15 protein-coding genes are annotated in these 17,629 nt (G+C 70.2%); 10 read left to right on the top strand and 5 right to left on the bottom strand.

Going from position 1 to position 17,629, the window contains the following annotated elements:
- Window positions 1-4 precede the first annotated feature (4 nt).
- Window positions 5-796 (top strand): tetratricopeptide repeat protein, encoded by a 792-nt coding sequence (locus tag HBB12_RS00820; RefSeq protein ID WP_236992621.1) that lies wholly within the window; start codon window positions 5-7, stop codon window positions 794-796.
- Between the two features lie 101 nt (window positions 797-897).
- The gene (gene der, locus HBB12_RS00815; protein ID WP_236987600.1) at window positions 898-2,244 is read left to right on the top strand and encodes a ribosome biogenesis GTPase Der; all 1,347 of its coding nucleotides are present in this window, start codon (window positions 898-900) and stop codon (window positions 2,242-2,244) included.
- 10 nt (window positions 2,245-2,254) lie between these two features.
- Here the strand turns inward: der and HBB12_RS00810 are convergent, their stop codons facing one another.
- A complete protein-coding gene (locus tag HBB12_RS00810; RefSeq protein ID WP_197093294.1) occupies window positions 2,255-2,425 on the bottom strand; it encodes a hypothetical protein in 171 nt (56 codons plus the stop codon).
- Between the two features lie 544 nt (window positions 2,426-2,969).
- On the opposite strand from HBB12_RS00810, the gene HBB12_RS00805 reads away from it, so the two are divergent.
- Window positions 2,970-4,550 carry a methyl-accepting chemotaxis protein gene (locus HBB12_RS00805; RefSeq protein WP_236987599.1) on the top strand — a complete coding sequence of 527 codons (1,581 nt, stop codon included), beginning with the start codon at window positions 2,970-2,972 and terminating at the stop codon, window positions 4,548-4,550.
- A gap of 349 nt (window positions 4,551-4,899) precedes the next feature.
- On the top strand, window positions 4,900-5,322 hold the full coding sequence (locus HBB12_RS00800; protein WP_236987598.1) for a VOC family protein: 423 nt from the start codon (window positions 4,900-4,902) through the stop codon (window positions 5,320-5,322).
- Window positions 5,323-5,608: 286 nt separating this feature from the next.
- Here HBB12_RS00800 and tkt read toward each other — a convergent pair whose 3' ends face one another.
- The 3 genes from tkt to HBB12_RS00785 all read right to left on the bottom strand — a co-directional run bounded on the left by tkt (window position 5,609) and on the right by HBB12_RS00785 (window position 10,393).
- Window positions 5,609-7,684, bottom strand: coding sequence for a transketolase (gene tkt / locus HBB12_RS00795; protein WP_236987597.1), 2,076 nt, complete (start codon window positions 7,682-7,684; stop codon window positions 5,609-5,611).
- A 47-nt stretch (window positions 7,685-7,731) separates the two neighbouring features.
- Window positions 7,732-9,645: a glycoside hydrolase family 15 protein gene (locus HBB12_RS00790; protein ID WP_236987596.1), complete on the bottom strand. Its 1,914-nt coding sequence runs from the start codon at window positions 9,643-9,645 to the stop codon at window positions 7,732-7,734.
- 97 nt (window positions 9,646-9,742) lie between these two features.
- The gene (locus tag HBB12_RS00785; protein WP_236987595.1) at window positions 9,743-10,393 is read right to left on the bottom strand and encodes a hypothetical protein; all 651 of its coding nucleotides are present in this window, start codon (window positions 10,391-10,393) and stop codon (window positions 9,743-9,745) included.
- A gap of 227 nt (window positions 10,394-10,620) precedes the next feature.
- Between HBB12_RS00785 and HBB12_RS00780 the strand changes: the two genes are divergently transcribed.
- Complete coding sequence (locus HBB12_RS00780; protein WP_236987594.1) at window positions 10,621-11,250, top strand: ANTAR domain-containing response regulator; 630 nt, start codon at window positions 10,621-10,623, stop codon at window positions 11,248-11,250.
- Window positions 11,247-12,248: a CmpA/NrtA family ABC transporter substrate-binding protein gene (locus HBB12_RS00775; RefSeq protein WP_236987593.1), complete on the top strand. Its 1,002-nt coding sequence runs from the start codon at window positions 11,247-11,249 to the stop codon at window positions 12,246-12,248. The genes HBB12_RS00780 and HBB12_RS00775 overlap by 4 nt, the downstream gene beginning before the upstream one ends.
- 280 nt (window positions 12,249-12,528) lie before the next feature.
- Here HBB12_RS00775 and HBB12_RS00770 read toward each other — a convergent pair whose 3' ends face one another.
- Window positions 12,529-13,143 (bottom strand): TetR family transcriptional regulator C-terminal domain-containing protein, encoded by a 615-nt coding sequence (locus tag HBB12_RS00770; protein WP_236987592.1) that lies wholly within the window; start codon window positions 13,141-13,143, stop codon window positions 12,529-12,531.
- A 90-nt stretch (window positions 13,144-13,233) separates the two neighbouring features.
- Here HBB12_RS00770 and HBB12_RS00765 point away from each other — a divergent pair, with 90 nt between their 5' ends.
- The 4 genes from HBB12_RS00765 (at window position 13,234) to HBB12_RS00750 (ending at window position 17,627) form a co-directional block, all read left to right on the top strand.
- Window positions 13,234-14,235, top strand: a complete 1,002-nt coding sequence (locus HBB12_RS00765) for a DMT family transporter (RefSeq protein ID WP_236987591.1) — start codon at window positions 13,234-13,236, stop codon at window positions 14,233-14,235.
- A gap of 421 nt (window positions 14,236-14,656) precedes the next feature.
- Window positions 14,657-15,943 (top strand): CmpA/NrtA family ABC transporter substrate-binding protein, encoded by a 1,287-nt coding sequence (locus tag HBB12_RS00760; RefSeq protein ID WP_236987590.1) that lies wholly within the window; start codon window positions 14,657-14,659, stop codon window positions 15,941-15,943.
- A 1-nt stretch (window position 15,944) separates the two neighbouring features.
- Window positions 15,945-16,805: a nitrate ABC transporter permease gene (ntrB, locus tag HBB12_RS00755; RefSeq protein ID WP_236987589.1), complete on the top strand. Its 861-nt coding sequence runs from the start codon at window positions 15,945-15,947 to the stop codon at window positions 16,803-16,805.
- A 12-nt stretch (window positions 16,806-16,817) separates the two neighbouring features.
- Window positions 16,818-17,627 (top strand): ABC transporter ATP-binding protein, encoded by an 810-nt coding sequence (locus tag HBB12_RS00750; protein ID WP_236987588.1) that lies wholly within the window; start codon window positions 16,818-16,820, stop codon window positions 17,625-17,627.
- The last annotated feature ends 2 nt before the right edge of the window (window positions 17,628-17,629 follow it).

Genomic DNA, 17,629 nt, shown 5'->3' with positions numbered 1-17,629 from the left:
GAAGATCATGAGCGAGAACGAGTTCATCCGCGAGGTCAACGACGAGTACCGGCGCGACCGCCTGACCCAGATCTGGTCGCGCTACAGCGGCGTGTTCATCGGTCTCGCGGTGCTGGTGGTGCTGGGCGTCGGCGGCTGGCGCTACTGGCAGCACGCGCAAGGACAGCAGGCGGAGGCCGCGAGCCAGCGCTTCGAGGAGGCGCTTCGCCGCGCCAAGGACGGGACGCCGGAGGATGCCGAGAAGGCCTTCGCGGGCGTCGCCGCCGAGGCGCCGTTCGGTTACCGCCTGCTGGCGCGCCTGCGCGCCGCGGCCGAGGCCGGCAAGGCCGATCCGGCGGCCGGCGCCAAGGCCTATGCGGCGATCGCCGACGACACCTCCGTCGGCCAGTCCCTGCGCGACCTCGCCCGCCTGCGCGGGGCGCTGCTCCTCGTCGACAAGGACGATGCGACCGCGCTCAACACGCTCCAGAGCCTCGCCGCGCCGGCGAACGCCTTCCGCCACACCGCCCGCGAGACGCTGGGCCTCGTGGCGCTCAAGAAGGGCGACTTCGAGGGGGCCGGCCGCTGGTTCGACCAGATCGCCGCCGACCGCGAGACCCCGGCGGGCCTGCGCCAGCGGCTCGAGATCTATGTCGGCCTGGTGGCCGGCGGTCCCGTGCAGGTGACCGCGGCGGCAGCCCCGGCCCCGGCGGCGCCCCCGCCGCCGGTCGTCACCGACGCGCCCGCTCCCGCCCAAGAGGCACCTGCCCAAGAGGCCCCCGCCCAAGAGGCCCCTGCACCCGCGGCGACGCGCTAAAAACCCCATAGCGCGGGGCGTTTGCGTCCCGCATCATCATCTCGACAGGGCGGCGCGCCTCGCGGCGTGCCCGCCCGCTGCTATTTTTTAGGAAGACCTCCATGTCGATGCCCATCGTCGCGATCGTCGGGCGTCCCAACGTCGGCAAGTCGACGCTGTTCAACCGTCTGGTGGGCCGCAAGCTCGCCCTCGTCGACGACCGGCCGGGCGTGACCCGCGACCGGCGCGAGGGCGAGGTGCGCCTCGGCCACCTGCGCTTCCGCATCCTCGACACCGCGGGGCTCGAGGAGGCCGAGGCCGATTCGCTCGCCGGCCGGATGCGCGCCCAGACCGAGGCCGCCATCGCCGAGGCCGACGCGGTCCTGTTCGTGATCGATGCCCGCGCCGGCCTGCTGCCGGCCGACCAGCCCTTCGCCGAACTGGTCCGCCGGGCCGACAAGCCCGTCATCCTGCTCGCCAACAAGGCCGAGGGCGGGGCCGGCATGGCCGGCGCCTACGAGGCCTTCGCGCTCGGCCTCGGTGATCCCGTCCCGCTCTCGGCCGAGCACGGCGAGGGCATGGGCGACCTCCTCGACGCGCTGGAAGCCGTGCTGCCGGAGCAGGACGACGACGATGACGAGGAAGGGGGCGAGGGCAAGCCGCTTAAGGTCGCGATCGTCGGCCGCCCGAATGCCGGCAAGTCGACGCTGATCAACCGGATGCTCGGCGAGGACCGGCTGCTCGTCGGCCCCGAGGCCGGCATCACCCGCGATTCGATCTCGCTCGACTGGGAGTGGCGCGGCCGGCGGATCAAGCTGCACGACACCGCCGGCATGCGCCGCCGCGCCCGGATCGACGACAAGCTGGAGAAGCTCGCGGTCTCGGACGGGTTGCGCGCCGTGCGCTTCGCCGAGGTCGTGGTGGTGCTCCTCGACGCCACGATCCCGTTCGAGAAGCAGGACCTGACCATCGTCGATCTCGTCGAGTCGGAGGGGCGCGCCCTCGTGATGGGTCTCAACAAGTGGGACCTCGTCGCCGACCAGCCGGGCCTCCTGAAGGACCTCAAGGAGAAGGCGACCCGCCTGCTGCCGCAGGTGCGCGGTGCCCCGGTGGTGCCGCTCTCGGGGCTGGCCGGCGAGGGCATCGACCGGCTGATGCACGCGGTCACCTCCACCGCCGAGGTGTGGAACCGCCGGATCTCGACCGCCAAGATCAACCAGTGGCTGAGCGAGGCGACGCAGGCCAATCCGCCCCCGGCCGTGTCCGGCCGGCGGGTCAAGATCCGCTACGCCACCCAGGTGAAGTCGCGCCCGCCGCACTTCGCCTTGTTCGGCAACCAGCTCGACGCGCTGCCGAAATCCTACACCCGCTACCTCGTCAACAGCCTGCGCGAGGCCTTCGAGCTGCCGGGCGTGCCGATCCGCCTGTCGCTCCGGACCTCGAAGAACCCGTTCGACAAGAGCGAGTAGGGCGCGCGGGTCAGCGCGGTCTCTGGTCGGCGGGGAGGTTGCGGGCGTAGGCCTCGCGCTCCTCCTTCTCGCGGATCAGCTTCTCGTAGGCCGCCTTGGCCTCCGGCGACACCGTGAGGGTGCGCGCCTGCGCGGCCTTGCGCTTGGGCGCGCGCTTGAACCGGTCGGTGGATTCGCTCATCGCCTGAATACCCCCGTTTCTGACTGGTTGCGGACAGATCTACCGCGTTCCATCCGCCTTGGCGACCGCCAATGACCACGCGGCAGGCCGACTTTCGCAGGCCTCAGAGAGCTTTGCCGGCTGGAACCAGGGGGCGTGACCGTACCGGCTCGACATGCGTGCCGGAGCGCGCGCAGGGTTCAGCTTCATTCCGCCGGCACGAGGCCGTCCCGGGACGAGGAAAAGGTTCACGTCGATTCCGTTTCGCGAACGGTCGCGCCGCTTCCGGTCGGCTGCAACGGTGCCCCGACCGGCCGGCGACCCATCCATCGACCCTGCAATCCGCCGCTGGCGCGTTCTCTATCAAAGTAGAATTATCGTGCATGTGCCGTGTGGTCCGACAAACAGGCAAAGCATCGGTCTGTAATCGATCGTCGTGATCCGCATCGAGGCGATGTGATATTGTAACATTTTCTTAACGTGGCAACGACTACCTGGCGTCATCATTGTCCGATGGGACGGTGCGGCCGTGCGGGCCCGGGCCTCCCCATGCCGGAGATCGCCCATGCGCGCCTTCAACGATCTCAAGCTCATCGCCAAGCTGGCCCTGCCGGCGGGGCTGGTCCTCATCGTGGCCCTCGGGCTGGTCGGGCTCGCCCGGGACGGGCTCGACGCCATGGGGCGGACCACGCGCGAGATCGTCGACATCCGCACCAGCCGGGCGGTGGCGGCCCTGCGGGTGGCGAATGCCGTCGAGGAAGCGGCGATCGCCCAGAAGAGCGTCATCATCGAGGGCGACGACGCGGTGCGCCAGGCCCTCGCCAAGCAGCACGGGGCGGCGGAGGCGCTGGCCGGCGCGGAGGCCGAGCGGCTCGTCGCCCTCGCCGAGGGGGACGACGAGCGCCGGCAGGACGAGGCGGCCCGCGCCGGCATCGCCGACTACCTCGCCTTCTCGGCCAAGGTGGTGGCGAACGCCCAGCAGGGCATGACCGACGTCGCCTTCGCGCTCTCGACCCAGGAGGATGCCGGGCGGCGCGCCAAGGCGACCGCCGCCATCGATGCGCGGGTGCAGCGCACGCTCGCCGCGCTGGCGGCGGCCCGGGACGCGGCGGAGGCTGCCGCCGCCGCGACCAAGACGCGCCTGACGCTGCTGGCCGGGCTCGGCCTCGTCCTCGCCTTCTCGGCCCTCGCGGCCATCGCGGTCCTGGGCATCGCCCGGCCGCTCGCCCGGATGGCGCGGGCGATGAACGCGCTGGCGGCGGGCGACCTCGCGGTCGCGGTGGAGGGCACGGGGCGGCGGGACGAGATCGGCGCGCTCGCCCGGGCGCTTCAGGTCTTCAAGGATTCCGCCGGCGAGATGCGGCGCCTGACCGAGCGGGAGAGCGAGCGCAACGCGGCGGCCGCCCGGCGCGCCGCCCTGGTCGACGGCCTCGCGCAGGATTTCGAGGCCAAGGTCGGGGACCTCTCCCGCGACCTCGCCGGGGCCGCCGACACCATGGAGGCCGCCGCCCGGGCGATGGCGGCGGGAGCCGAGGCCGGGGCCGGGCGCACCGACGCGGCGGCCGGCGTGGCGCAGCGGACCTCCGGCCACGTCCAGGCCGTCGCGGCGGCGAGCGGGCAGATGACGGCCGCGATCCAGGAGATCGTGCAGCAGGTCGCCCGGACCTCGCGCATGGCCGGGCAGGCGGTGGAGGATGCCCGCCGCACCGACGCCACGGTGGGTGCGCTGGCGCAGGCCGCCGAGCGCATCGACCGGGTGGTCGCGGTCATCGCCGGCATCGCCGGCCAGACGAACCTCCTGGCGCTCAACGCCACCATCGAGGCGATCCAGGCCGCGACCCGGGCGGCCGTCGCCGACATCCAGCGCATCGGCCGGGTGATCGGCGAGATGTCGGCCTCCGCGGCGTCCGTCGCCGTCGCGATGGAGGAGCAGGGCGCGGCCACCCGGGAGATCGCCCGCAGCGTCGGCGAGGCGGCCGAAGGGACCGGCCACGTCACCGAGACCCTGGGCGCGCTGCGCCGGGAGGCCGGCGAAACCGGCGAGACCGCTGGCCAGGTCCTCGACGCCGCGCTCGTCCTCGCGCGCCACTCCGACGGCCTGACCCGCGAGGTCGGCGGGTTCCTGGCGGCGGTGAAGGCGGCGTGAGCCGGCGTTACCGGAGGATCGAAACCGAAACAGCTTGGCTGTGCGGGGGGCTGCTTTCGACCCGTTGCGGCCCCCGGGAAGGTCCGCTTCCAGGCCGTTGACGCGGCAGGGGTCAACGACTGCGTTGGGTGGTTTCCTGCCTGTCGGCTTTCGGCTCACTCTATGTGCGAGCCGACGTTCAGCAGTTGCAGGGCGACGCTGCATCAAGCACGATGCCTCGTCTGAAACAGGTTAGGTCGGTGCGGTTGGCCCGGCCCCCGCGCAAGCGGGTCCTTCCGTCGCCCTGTCGACGGCCCAAGACCTTAAATGCTCTGAGCGCTATTGCTCAAGCAAACGAGAGGGCTTGGCTATGCAGCAGCAGATTTCGGTGATCACGCTCGGCGTGTCGTCACTCAACCGATCCCGCGATTTCTATGTCGGAGGTTTCGGTTGGGCGCCGATCTTCGAGAACGAGGAGATCATCTTTTACCAGATGAACGGGTTCGTGCTCGGAACGTGGCTAAATCCCGGGCTGGATGGCGACATGCGGCGGGTGAGCGGACCAACCCCGAGCGCCTTCGCCCTTGCTCATAACGTCGAGAACCAAAGCGAAGTTGAGCCCACTATTCAACGGCTCATTGCGGCGGGTGGAAAGCTGCTGCGAGAAGCTGATGAGCCGCCACATAGTGGGTTCCGCGGATATCTGAGCGATCCTGATGGCCATGCCTGGGAGATAGCTTGGAACCCAGCATGGGTGATCGATGAGCGCGGACTAGTGACCTTTGGCGTCTGAGTAGCCGCTTTCGAGCAGCGCCGAGTGCGGCCCGAGCGTCCGACTTGGGTCGGACGCGAAACGTCCGCTCTTGGGCAGATGGGTAGGGTCCACTCCCCACCCTCAGTGGTCTTTCGCACGATCGAGCTGACTGGATTTTCGGCCCAAAGCCCCGATCGAAGGAGAGGTGCCTCCCGCTTCATCCGGCATCGTCGGCGGCTATGGATCCGGGGCTCCGTCGCGGCTCCGGGATGACCATGAATGGTGTGAAGCCCGCCGGACACCGCCGGCGGGCTTCACAAGTGTCTCAGCCCTTCTTCTTCAGCTGGGCGCGCGCCGCCTCCAGCACCTTCTCCGGCGTGAAGCCAAACTTGGTCTGCAGATCCTTGATCGGCGCCGAGGAGCCGAAGGTGTGCATGCCCAGGATCGTGCCGGCGCTGCCGGTGTAGCGGTCCCAGCCGATCACCGAGCCCTGCTCGACCGCGACGCGGGCCGTCACCTCGGGCGGCAGCACGCTGTTGCGGTAGGCCTCGTCCTGCTGCTCGAACAGGTCCCAGGACGGCATCGACACCACCCGGGCCTTCACGCCCTCGGCCTTGAGGGTCTCGTAGGCACCGAGGCAGAGCTGCACCTCGGAGCCGGTGCCGATCAGGATCACGTCGGGCTTCGCCTCGTCGGCCCCGGCGAGCACGTAGGCGCCCTTGGCAGTGCCCGAGGCCGGGGCGTACTTGTCGCGGTCGACGGTCGGCAGCGGCTGGCGGCTCAGCGCCAGCACCGCCGGCTGGTGCTTGAGCTGCATGATGACGCGATAGGCCTCCGCCACCTCGTTGGCGTCGGCCGGCCGGAAGGTGACGAGGCCGGGGATCGCGCGGAGCGCCAGCAGGTGCTCGACCGGCTGGTGGGTCGGCCCGTCCTCGCCCACCCCGATCGAATCGTGGGTGAAGACGTGGAAGACCGGCAGCTCCATCAGGGCGGCGAGCCGGATCGGCGGGCGCATGTAGTCGGAGAAGACCAGGAAGGTCGCCCCGTAGGCGCGCAGGCCCACGAGCCCGAGGCCGTTGACGATCGAGCCCATCGCGTGCTCGCGCACGCCGAAATGGATGTTGCGGCCGCCGGGCGTGAACGGCCCGAGGGTGCCGGCCTCCGGGCTCTCGAGCTTGGTCTTGTTCGAGGGCGCGAGGTCGGCAGAGCCGCCGAGCAGCCACGGCACCCGGTTGGCGATGGCGTTGAGCACCTTGCCCGACGATTCGCGGGTGGCCAGCCCCTTGGCGTCGGCGGGGAAGACCGGGATGTCGGCATCCCAATCCTCCGGCAGGCCGCCGGCGAGATAGGTGGCGAGGTCCTTGGCGAGGCCCGCATCCCCGGCCTTTACCTCCTCGACCAGCGCCAGCCACTCCTCGCGCAGGGCCTTGCCGCGGGCGCCGATGCCTTGGCGGAAGTTGTCGTAGACGCCGTCCGGCACGAGGAACTGCGCATCCTCCGGCCAGCCATAGGCGCGCTTGGCGCCCTTGACCTCGTCGGGGCCGAGCGCGTCCGAGTGCGCCTTCGGGGTGCCCTGCTTCGTCGGCGCGCCGTAGCCGATCACCGAGTTGACGATGATGAGCGTCGGGCGGTCGCCCGATTGCAGGAAGGTCTCAAGGGCGTGCGACACCGCCACGGTGTCGTTGGCGTCGGCGACGCGCAGCACCTGCCAGCCATAGGCCAGGAAGCGGGCGGCGACCTCCTCGCTGAAGGCGAGGTCGGTATGGCCCTCGATGGTGATGGTGTTGTTGTCGTAGATCCAGCACAGGTTCGACAGGCGCAGGTGCCCGGCGATCGAGGCGGCCTCGGCCGAGACGCCCTCCATCAGGTCGCCGTCGCTGCACATCGCATAGACGTTGTAGTCGAAGAGCGGCCGGTCGCCGTAGGCCAGGCGCTCGCCGAGGAAGCGGCCGCCCATCGCCATGCCGACCGAGTTCGCCACGCCCTGGCCGAGCGGCCCGGTGGTGACCTCGACGCCGGTGGTGAAGTGGTATTCCGGATGGCCCGGGGTGCGGCTGTCGAGCTGGCGGAACTTCTTGAGGTCCTCCAGGCTCACCGCCGGGGCGTTGGCCCCGTCCTTCTCCGCCACCTCGGCGAGGTGGAGGAGGCTGTAGAGCAGCATCGATGCGTGGCCGACCGAGAGCACGAAGCGGTCGCGGTTCGGCCAGTGCGGGTTCGCCGGGTCGTAGCGGAGATAGTGGTTCCACAGGGTGAAGGCGACGGGAGCCAGGCCCATCGGCGCGCCGGCATGGCCCGAATTGGCCTTCTGCACGGCATCGATCGTCAGCGTGCGGATCGTGTCGATGCTGCGCTGGTCGATCTCGCTGGTGCCGGCCTTCGGCTTGGTGTCGGCTGCGCTCATGTCAGGGCCTCGTCGGTCGAGAAAAGGGGCGGTGCTCCGCGATGGTTCTACGTCGCAGGGCTTTCGGCCGCCTGCGGGTGCATCACGGGCCGCTCGCCCGGATGGCCCGCCGCGTCCGGGTCTCCGCCGCGCTCCTTAGCGGGTCCGGTCGCCCGACTGAAGTTCAGAAGCGTGTTGACGAGCGCGACATGGCTGAACGCCTGCGGAAAATTGCCGACCTGGCGCTTGCGCACCGGGTCGTACTCCTCGGCGAGCAGCCCGACATCGTTGCAGAGCGCGAGCAGGCGCTCGATCAGGGCGCGAGCCTCGTCGCAGCGGCCGAGCCCGATCAGGTTGTCGGCGTACCAGAAGCTGCACGGCAGGAACGCGCCCTCGCCGGCGGGCAAGCCGTCGGTAGAACCGCCGTCGGTGGTCTGGCCGCTGGTGTCGTAGCGCAGGATGAAGCCCTCGTGCATCAGGTCGCGGCCGATCGCCTCGACGGTGCCGACGACGCGCGGGTCGTCCTGGGGCAGGAAGCCCATATGGGCGATGAGCAACAGGCTCGCGTCGAGATCCTTCGCGCCGTAATACTGCACGAAGCTGTTGAGGTCCCGGTCGAAGCCCTTCTCGCAGACCTCGCGGTGGATCTCGTCGCGCACGCCGCGCCAGCGCGCGACCGCCTCGGAATCGCCCGCCGTCGGCTCGTCGTCGGGGCGGGCCTGGGAGACCTGGTCCTCGTAGAACCGGATCGCCCGGTCGAAGGCGACCCAGGCCATCACCTTCGAGTGGACGAAGTGCTTGCGCCCGCCGCGCACCTCCCAGATGCCCTCGTCGGGCTCGCGCCAGACCCGCTCCAGGTGATCGAGGAGCGCACGGCCGACCCGGACGCCGGATTCATCGGCCAGCATGCCGCGCTGATGGGCCTGGAACAGGGCGTCGAACAACTCGCCGTAGACGTCGAGCTGGAATTGCTGGGCCGCCGCGTTGCCGACCCGCACCGGCCGCGACCCCTCGTAGCCGGGCAGCCAGTCGAGCTCGATCTCGGGCAGCAGGCGCTCGCCGGCGATGCCGTAGAGGATGTGGGCCTGGGCCGGGCTGCCGGCCACCGCGCGGGTGAGCCAGTCGCGCCAGGCCCGGGCCTCGTCGATATAGCCCGCATCCATCAGGGCCAGCAGCGTGAAGGTGGAATCGCGCAGCCAGCAGAACCGGTAATCCCAGTTGCGCACGCCGCCGATCTGCTCGGGGAGCGAGGTGGTGGGGGCGGCCACGATGCCGCCGGTCGGCCGGTAGATCAGCGCCTTGAGCGTCAGGAGCGAGCGGGTCAGCACCGCGTCCCAGGGCGTGCCGCCGCGGCAGCGCTGGCACCAGGAGCGCCACCAGGCGGTGGTGCCGGCGAGCATCCGGCGCGGCTCGATCGGCGGCGGATCCTCCTCGTGCGAGAGGCCGTAGCTCAGCACGAAGGCCACGCTCTGCCCGGCCTCGACGGTGAAGTCCGACACCGTGGTCTGGCCGACGCCCTTGAGGGGGGCACGGGTGCGCAGCACCAGCTTGTTCGGCCCAGCGATGGCCCGCAGGTCGTCGTTCTCGCTGCGCGACACCCAGGGGACGGCGGAGCCGTAATCGAAGCGCACCACCAGGTCCATGCGCATCGCCACCCGGCCGCGCACGCCCTCGACGAGGCGCACGAGATGCGTGCCGTCCTCGACCGGCATGAAGTCGACCACCCGCACCGCGCCCTCGGCGGTCTCGTGGGTGGTCTCGAGCACCAGCGTGTTCTCGCGGTAGCAACGGGTGGTCGTCGCCTCGGCGGCGGGCGCGATGCGCCAGTGGCCGTGATCCGCGCGGGTGCCGAGCAGGGCCGCGAAACAGGCCGACGCGTCGAAGCGCGGCCAGCACAGCCAGTCCACGCTGCCGTCGCGCCCGATCAGCGCCGCGCTACGCCCGTCGCCGACGAGCGCGTAATCCTCGATGAGCAACGCCATGATGCGTCCCGAACGAAAGCCGTGACGCCGTTAGCTAGAGCGGCCTTCCCTTCGGCCAACCCGGCCTTGCTCGACCGGAGCCCTCGCCGATCCGGGCTCAGCGTCGGCTGTCGATGAGGTCGATCATCGCGGCGCCCGCGTTGGTCACGCCGTCGCCGAGCGCCACCATGGTCTGCGTCACCATCCGGCCGGTCGGCGCGAAGGGCAGCCAAGGCGCCGAGCGCTCCGGCTCCGCCCCGCTGCTCGCCGTGCGGGTCGCCGGCTCCGGATTTGCCGCATTGGCCTTGCGGGGCTTGAGGTCGTCGGGCCGGGGCGGCGGGCGCAAGTCTGCGAGCGCCGGCACCGCCAGCGCCGGCATCACCTTGGAGCGATGCGCGGCCGTGCGGCGCGGGGCCTTGCCGTCGGGCTTGGTCTCGGGGGTCGGCAGCACCGGCGCGGCGACCTCGGCCGGCAGGCCGGCGATCAGCGGGAATTGCTGCTCGAACTCGAGCGGGTAGGGCGCGCGCGCGCGTCCGTCCCCCTCCGTGCCGATGCGGAAGAGGTCGCTTCCCGGCGGCAGCGGCTGCATCGCGGCGACGTGGCCCTCGGGCGCCCGCGGCGGCGCCTCGCGCCAGTACAGCGAGCCGGCCGCGAGGCAGATCGCGATGCAGGCGGTGGGCAGGAGCGGCAGGTAGCCCCGCGATGCGCCGGGCAGGCTTCCGATCGCGCTCGCCTCCGCCGGCTTGCGCATCCGCCCGTTCTGCCGCATCCGAACCTCCCCGCCGATCGATGCCGGAGTGAAGCGCGGCTTTCGGGCCGAAGCGGGGCCGTTTCTTTGCGGTTTCGTGTCGAGGGGCGGAATGCCGGGCGGGGGCGTGGCGCCGATACTCCCCACAATCGGGCCCTCCCGCCTGCGCTCTCCCTGGGGTAAGGGCAACCGGGCCGGGCGGCACCGCCGCCCGCGAAGGCCCAACATTTGCGTGATCCGACGCCGCCATGCCCGACCGCGCAACACCGTCTCCGGCCTCCTCCGCCGCCTCGCCGGGCGAGAGCCTCACCATCGCCGTCGTCGACCCGAGCCGCGCCCGGGCCGCGATCCTGGAAGAGGGCCTGCGCGCCGTCGAGGGCGCCCGGGTCGTGGTCATCCCCGACACCGCCGACCTCCTCGACCGGCTCTCCGCCGTCTCGCCGGACGTGGTGGTGATCCACCTCGAGAGCCCGAGCCGCGACGTATTGGAGCAGATGTTCGGGGTCTCGCGCCTGGTCGAGCGGCCGGTGGCGATGTTCGTCGACCGCACCGACACGCCGATGATGCAGGCGGCGGTCGATGCCGGCATCTCGGCCTATATCGTCGACGGTCTGCGGGCCGAGCGGATCAAGCCCATCATCGAGATCGCGATCCTGCGCTTCAACGCCTTCGCGCGGCTGCAGCGGGAGCTCAGCGAGGCGAAGGGCGAGCTGGCCGACCGCAAGCTGATCGAGCGCGCCAAGGGCATCCTGATGAGCGCCAAGGGGCTGACCGAGGACGAGGCCTACAAGCAGCTCCGGCGCAAGGCCATGAACGAGAAGCGCAAGATCGTCGACATCGCCCGCGCGATCGTCACCGCCGCGGACCTGCTCGGATGAGGCTGCAGCTCGGCTACGTTCCGCTCACCGACGCCGCGGTGCTGATCGCCGCGGTGGAGCGCGGCTTCACCGACGAGGAGGGGCTCGCCGTCGACCTGGTGGCGGAACCCTCCTGGGCGACCTTACGCGACCGCCTGGCGCTCGGCCTCCTCGACGGCGCCCACATGCTGGCGCCGCTGGCGCTCGCCTGCCATTTAGGCTTGAGCGGGCCGCAGGCGCGCCTGATCGCGCCGGCGGCGCTCGCCCGCAACGGCAACGCCGTGACCCTGTCGCTGCCGCTCTGGCAGGCACTCGATGCCGAATCCGACGCCGTGGCGGATGTGGCGCGCTCGCTCGCCCGGGTGGCCGAGGCCCGCGCCGCCGAGGGGCGCCCGCTGACGCTCGGCACCGTCCATCCCTATTCCAGCCACACCTATCAGTGGCGGCGCCTGCTGGCGCTCGGCGGCAGCTCGCTCGCTTCGGTCCGCCTCGTCGTGGTCCCGCCGCCCCGCACCGTCGCGGCGTTGCAAGGCGGCGCGATCGACGGCTTCTGCGTCGGCGCCCCCTGGAGCAGCGTCGCCGTCGAGGCCGGGGTCGGCCGCATCGCGGCCCTGGGCAGCGCGATCGCGCCGGGCTGCCCGGAGAAGGTCCTGGCGCTTCCCGCCGAGATGGAGGACCGTGCCGCCCCGCTCCTGCGCGCCCTGAAGCGCAGCGCCCGCTGGTGCGGCGATCCGGACAACCGCGAGGCTTTGGCCGGCCTGCTCGGCGCCCCGCGCCATCTCGGGATCGATCCGGCGCTGATCGTGCGGGGCCTGGCCGGGGCGTTGCGCCTCGCGCCGGGCGGGCCGATGGTCGAGGCCTCGGACTATCTCGTGCTCGGCGAGCCGGAACTCACCCCCGATCCTCGCGCCCTCGGCTGGATGATCGACGAGATGGCGGCGGCGGGGCAGATCGAGGGCGGGGCGGTGCCGGCGGAGGCGGTGGGTCTGTACAGGCCGGACCTGCTGGCGCCGGCGTGAGAACCGTGTTTGGTGCAATCCAACGGAATTGACACCCTCCTGGTCATTCCGGGGCCGCGCTGCGGAACCCGGAACCCGGAACCGCTGAGTTGTAAGAACGAAGCGCGACGCCGTCCGCATTGTCCGGAAACTCCGGCGTATCTGGATTCCAGGCTCCGTTGCGCGGCCCCGGAACGACGCAGTGAGCTTGAAGACTGTCGCGCGGATCAAACAGGCTCCCAGGACCACATCCATGGGCCCGCCGGCCATGGAGCCGGCTGCGATCTTCTGGCCGAAGGAGTCACGGGGCAGGCTCGCGCGTATCACAGGCCGCATGAGCGGACAGGAGCGCTTCCATCGTTCGTTCGCGGAAGCGTCGCATCGGAGCCGTGTTTCCCTCCGCGCGCATCCGCACGGCGGCGCCCTCGTAAGCGTCGATGATGGCGTCGGCGAGCGCGACGGTATCGGTCGCGGGCGCCAACTCGCCGGCGGCCTTCGCCGTGTCGAGGAGGTCCGCCAGATGGGACCGCCAGTTCGCGAAGGCCGCCTTGAGCCGTGAGCGAAGCGCCTCGCTGTGCGGCGCGCTAGTCTGCGCCAGCACGCCGTAGAGGCATCCTGCCGTCTCGCCGGCCCCCTCCATCTCGGCCTCCAGAGCCTCGAAGTAGCCCCGCATCCGCTGCAGCGGTGAGCCGTCCGCCGCGAAGCAGGCGAGCCGGAAAGCCTCGTATCGTGCCGCATAGGCGTCGACGATCTCCAGCGCGTAGGCCTCCTTGCTCGGGAAGAAGTTGTAGAAGGACCCTTTCGGAACGCCCGCGCCGGACAGGATGGGCTGGATGCCGATCCCCTCGTAGCCGCGGGCCAGGAAGGCCTTGAGGCCTTCCGCGATGAGGATCTCGCGCGTGTCTCGTCGTGCCATGGCGTAAAAATTAGACTGGTCGTCTCAGAACGTCAACGTTATGAGTAGACCGGTCGTCTCAAGCGACGGCGCGTCAGGGGAGATGCGGGCATGGATCATCGACGCCGAGACGGGCTCGTCCTCGTGACGGCCGCTGCATTCCTCTGGAGCCTCGCCGGGCTGTTCGTGCGCCTGATCGATCTGCCGGTCTGGGACCTGATCCTGTGGCGCTCCGCGTTCGCCGGCCTCGCCCTCCTGGCGATCGCGATCCTCCGTCCCGCCCGGGGCATGAGGTTCGGGTGGAGCGGTTTCGGCGCGTCGGTGCTGGCCGCCGTCACGATGGCCGCCTACGCTGCGTCGCTCACCCTGACGAGCGTGGCCAACGTCCTGGTCGTCTACGCGACGCTCCCCTTCGCCGCCGCAGGGCTGGCTTGGTGGCTGCTGGGCGAACGCGCATCGCGGCGGATGCTGATCGCGAGTGCGGCGTCCCTGATCGGGGTCCTGATGGTCGCCGGTCGGTCGGCGCGTCTCGACGACGCGGCAGGGAACGGGTTCGCCGTCCTGATGACCGTCGCCTTTGCCGGGCTGCTGATCGTGGCGCGCCGCTTCGAGCGGGTCGACCTCGTCCGGGTCAATGCCGTCGCCGCGCTTCTGTGCGTGCTCGTGGCCCTGCCCCTGTCCTCGGGTGCCGTGCCGGGCACGACCGCCCTGGCCCTTCTCGCCGCCCTGGGCATCCTGACGACGGCCTTGTCCTTCCTCCTGTTCCTGATGGGCAGCCGTCATATCCCCTCCACGGAAGCGGCGCTGATCGGACTTCTCGACGTCGTGCTCGGCCCGCTCTGGGTCTGGATCGTCGTATCCGAAGATCCCGGCCCCGGCGCGCTGCTGGGAGGCGCGATCGTTCTGGCCGCCGTGGTCTGGTACCTGACGCCGCAGCTCGGACGGGGCGCGACGGGAGGGCCACCCGGACAGGCGAAGCCGCGTTCGGGCGACGCGGTCGCGTCGGCGCGGCCTTCTCGGGAGCCAGGTTCTCGGGAGCCAGGTTCTCGGGAGCCAAGTCCTCACGAGCCAAGTCCTCACGAGCCATGTCGAGAGGCGGCATCCCGATCGTGAAGGAACCATCGGTGGCTGCAAGGATCGCAGGGCAACCCTCGCCCAGGCCGACCGATCGGAGATCGATCCAGGGGGAGCAACGTTTCCGGTCACGGCACGGCTGCCCATTTCCCCGCCCGTCCAGCCTATCATTTGTGCATCGCACTCGCCGGCCGAGCTGATGCCGCCGCCTGCCCGGCCAAGCTGCGAACGATACCAGTTTCAAGCACTTGATTGGCCCGCGAGGCAGTTGGCACGGAACCTGCTCATCCTGTCCCGTCCGTCAGCGTCGACGGGCACCGACCGTCAGCAGAGCCGCTGACCCGAGTTCCCCTGTGGGCCCGCAACCGCGCGGCCGGCGGAAGACCTTGGGCAGCGGTTTTTGCGTTCGGGACCGGATCGCGCGCCCAACGCGGCGCAGGGCTTTGAGGGTGAGTGATCGATGAGCAGCGTTGAGCACACCACGCGTCGCGGCCTCCTCAAGGGGGCGGCCGGCGCCCTGTCGCTGGCGGCGGCCTCCCGCGTGGCCCTGCCCGGCGGCGCCTTCGCGCAGGGAGCCGGACCCGAGGTGAAGGGCGCCAAGCTCGGCTTCATCGCGCTCACCGACGCCGCTCCCCTCTTCGTCGCCAAGGAGAAGGGCATCTTCGCCAAGCATGGGATGCCGGACGTCGAGGTCCTGAAGCAGGCCTCCTGGGGCACCACCCGCGACAACCTGGTGCTCGGATCCGAGGGCAACGGCATCGACGGGGCCCACATCCTGACCCCGATGCCCTACCTGATCAGCGCCGGCCGGGTGACACAGAACAACGTCCCCGTCCCGATGTACATCCTGGCCCGGCTCAACCTCGCCGGCCAGTGCATCTCGGTCGCCAAGGAGCATATGGGCGACAAGGTCGCCCTCGATACCAAGCCCTTCAAGGCGGCGCTCGAGCGCAAGAAGGCGTCCGGCAAGTCGGTGAAGGCCGCGATGACCTTCCCGGGCGGCACCCACGACCTCTGGATCCGCTACTGGCTCGCCGCCGGCGGCATCGACCCCGACAAGGACATCGAGACCATCGTCGTGCCGCCGGCCCAGATGGTCGCGAACATGAAGGTCGGCACGATGGATTGCTTCTGCGTCTGCGAGCCGTGGAACGAGCAGCTGATCACGCAGGGCATCGGCTACACCGCGCTGACCACCGGCGAATTGTGGAAGGACCACCCGGAAAAGGCGCTCGGCATGCGCGCGTCCTGGGTCGACAAGCACCCGAATGCCGCGAAAGCCCTGCTCGCCGCCGTGATGGAGGCGCAACAATGGTGCGACAAGCCGGAGAACCGTGACGAGCTCGCCGGCATCGTCGCCAAGCGCCAGTGGATCAACGTCCCGGCGAGCGACGTCGTCAAGCGGATGAAGGGCGAGTTCGATTACGGCGACGGCCGCAAGGTGTCGAACAGCCCGCACATCATGAAGTACTGGGCCGACAACGCCTCGTATCCGTACAAGTCGCACGACCTCTGGTTCCTCACCGAGGACATCCGCTGGGGCAAGTTCGATCCCCAGACCGACACCAAGGCGCTGATCGACAAGGTCAACCGCGAGGACATCTGGCGCGAGGTGGCCAAGGGCATGGGCGTCACGGCGCCGGCCTCGACCTCGCGCGGCCAGGAGACCTTCTTCGACGGTAAGGTCTTCGATCCGGCGGATCCTGCCGCCTACCTCAACAGCCTCGGCATCAAGAAGGTGGCGTGACATGGCACTCGGATTGAGCCTCGGGCGCCTCGGCGCCGCCAAGGCCGAGGGGGCGAAAGCCCCTCTGGTCACCCGCGCCGCCCTGAAAGGCCTGGCGCTGCGGATCGTGCCGCCCCTCGTCGTGCTGGCGGTCTTCCTGCTCATCTGGGAAGTTCTGTGCGGGCGCCCCGGCGCCGGCCTGCCGCCGCCCTCGCGCGTCGTGACCGATGCCTGGGACATCATCGTCCACCCGTTCTACGACAATGGCGGTACCGACAAGGGATTGTTCTGGCACATCACCGCCAGCCTCCAGCGCGTGGCGCTCGGCTTCACCCTGGCGGTGGTGGCCGGCGTGCTGCTGGGTACGCTCGTCGGCCAGTCCGAATGGGCGATGCGCGGGCTGGACCCGATCTTCCAGGTCTTGCGCACCATCCCGCCGCTCGCCTGGCTGCCGCTCTCCCTCGCCGCCTTCCGGGACGGCCAGCCCTCGGCGATCTTCGTGATCTTCATCACGTCGATCTGGCCGATCATCATCAACACCGCGGTCGGTATCCGCAACATCCCGCAGGATTACCGCAACGTCGCCGCGGTGCTCCGCCTCAACGCCTTCGAGTTCTTTGCCAAGGTGATGCTGCCCTCGGCGGCGCCGTATATCTTCACCGGTCTTCGCATCGGCGTCGGCCTGTCCTGGCTCGCCATCGTGGCCGCCGAGATGCTGATCGGCGGCGTCGGCATCGGCTTCTTCATCTGGGACGCCTGGAACTCCTCGCATATCAGCGAGATCATCGTGGCCCTGCTCTATGTCGGGATGATCGGCTTCGTGCTCGACCGCCTCGTCGCCGGCCTCGGCCACCTCGTCACCCGCGGCACCGCCACGGCCTGAGGGAGGCCCCCCATGACCACTCTCACTTCGACCCATCTCAGCCTCGAGCAGATCGGCATCAGCTTCACCCGGTCGGGGCGCACCACGGAAGTGCTGCGCGACGTGAACCTGAAGATCGACAAGGGCGAGTTCGTCTCGCTGATCGGCCATTCCGGTTGCGGCAAGTCGACCGTGCTCAACATCGTGGCGGGTCTTCTGAAGGCCTCCACCGGCGGCGTCCTCCTCGACGGCAAGGAGGTGAACAGCCCCGGCCCCGAGCGGGCGGTGGTGTTCCAGAACCACTCGCTCCTGCCCTGGCTGACGGTGCGCGAGAACGTGGCGCTCGCCGTCGACAAGGTACTGAAATCGAAGAAGAACCGGGCGGAGCGGCGCGACTGGATCGAGCACAACCTCGCGCTCGTCAACATGACCCACGCCGCCGAGAAGCGCCCGCACGAGATCTCCGGCGGCATGAAGCAGCGCGTCGGCATCGCCCGGGCGCTCGCCATGGAGCCGAAGGTTCTGCTGATGGACGAGCCCTTCGGCGCGCTCGACGCCCTGACCCGGGCGCATCTCCAGGACCAGCTGATGGAGATCCACCTTCGGTTGAAGAACACCGTCATCATGATCACCCACGACGTCGACGAGGCGGTTCTGCTCTCCGACCGGATCGTCATGATGACGAACGGACCCTCGGCGACGATCGGTGAGATCCTGTCCGTGCCGCTCTCCCGGCCGCGCAAGCGCCTGGAGCTCGTCGAGGACCCGACCTACACCCATGCCCGGGCCGAGGTGCTGGAATTCCTCTACGCCCGCCACGCCAAACCCGCGATCGCGGCCTGATC

The sequence above is a fragment of the Methylobacterium sp. SyP6R genome, assembly GCF_019216885.1.
GTDB lineage: Bacteria > Pseudomonadota > Alphaproteobacteria > Rhizobiales > Beijerinckiaceae > Methylobacterium.
Note: the sequence above shows the minus strand (reverse complement) of the source record. Positions and strands in the feature narration are given on the sequence as shown.

Bases quoted from the DNA above. Each gene is read 5' to 3' on its own strand.
- HBB12_RS00765 (WP_236987591.1), top strand. From the start codon at position 13,234: ATGGATCATCGACGCCGAGACGGGCTCGTCCTCGTGACGGCCGCTGCA.
- HBB12_RS00780 (WP_236987594.1), top strand. From the start codon at position 10,621: ATGCCCGACCGCGCAACACCGTCTCCGGCCTCCTCCGCCGCCTCGCCG.
- HBB12_RS00750 (WP_236987588.1), top strand. From the start codon at position 16,818: ATGACCACTCTCACTTCGACCCATCTCAGCCTCGAGCAGATCGGCATC.
- HBB12_RS00800 (WP_236987598.1), top strand. From the start codon at position 4,900: ATGCAGCAGCAGATTTCGGTGATCACGCTCGGCGTGTCGTCACTCAAC.
- HBB12_RS00770 (WP_236987592.1), bottom strand. From the start codon at position 13,143: ATGGCACGACGAGACACGCGCGAGATCCTCATCGCGGAAGGCCTCAAG.
- HBB12_RS00760 (WP_236987590.1), top strand. From the start codon at position 14,657: ATGAGCAGCGTTGAGCACACCACGCGTCGCGGCCTCCTCAAGGGGGCG.
- HBB12_RS00790 (WP_236987596.1), bottom strand. From the start codon at position 9,645: ATGGCGTTGCTCATCGAGGATTACGCGCTCGTCGGCGACGGGCGTAGC.
- der (WP_236987600.1), top strand. From the start codon at position 898: ATGTCGATGCCCATCGTCGCGATCGTCGGGCGTCCCAACGTCGGCAAG.
- HBB12_RS00775 (WP_236987593.1), top strand. From the start codon at position 11,247: ATGAGGCTGCAGCTCGGCTACGTTCCGCTCACCGACGCCGCGGTGCTG.
- tkt (WP_236987597.1), bottom strand. From the start codon at position 7,684: ATGAGCGCAGCCGACACCAAGCCGAAGGCCGGCACCAGCGAGATCGAC.
- ntrB (WP_236987589.1), top strand. From the start codon at position 15,945: ATGGCACTCGGATTGAGCCTCGGGCGCCTCGGCGCCGCCAAGGCCGAG.
- HBB12_RS00810 (WP_197093294.1), bottom strand. From the start codon at position 2,425: ATGAGCGAATCCACCGACCGGTTCAAGCGCGCGCCCAAGCGCAAGGCC.
- HBB12_RS00785 (WP_236987595.1), bottom strand. From the start codon at position 10,393: ATGCGGCAGAACGGGCGGATGCGCAAGCCGGCGGAGGCGAGCGCGATC.
- HBB12_RS00805 (WP_236987599.1), top strand. From the start codon at position 2,970: ATGCGCGCCTTCAACGATCTCAAGCTCATCGCCAAGCTGGCCCTGCCG.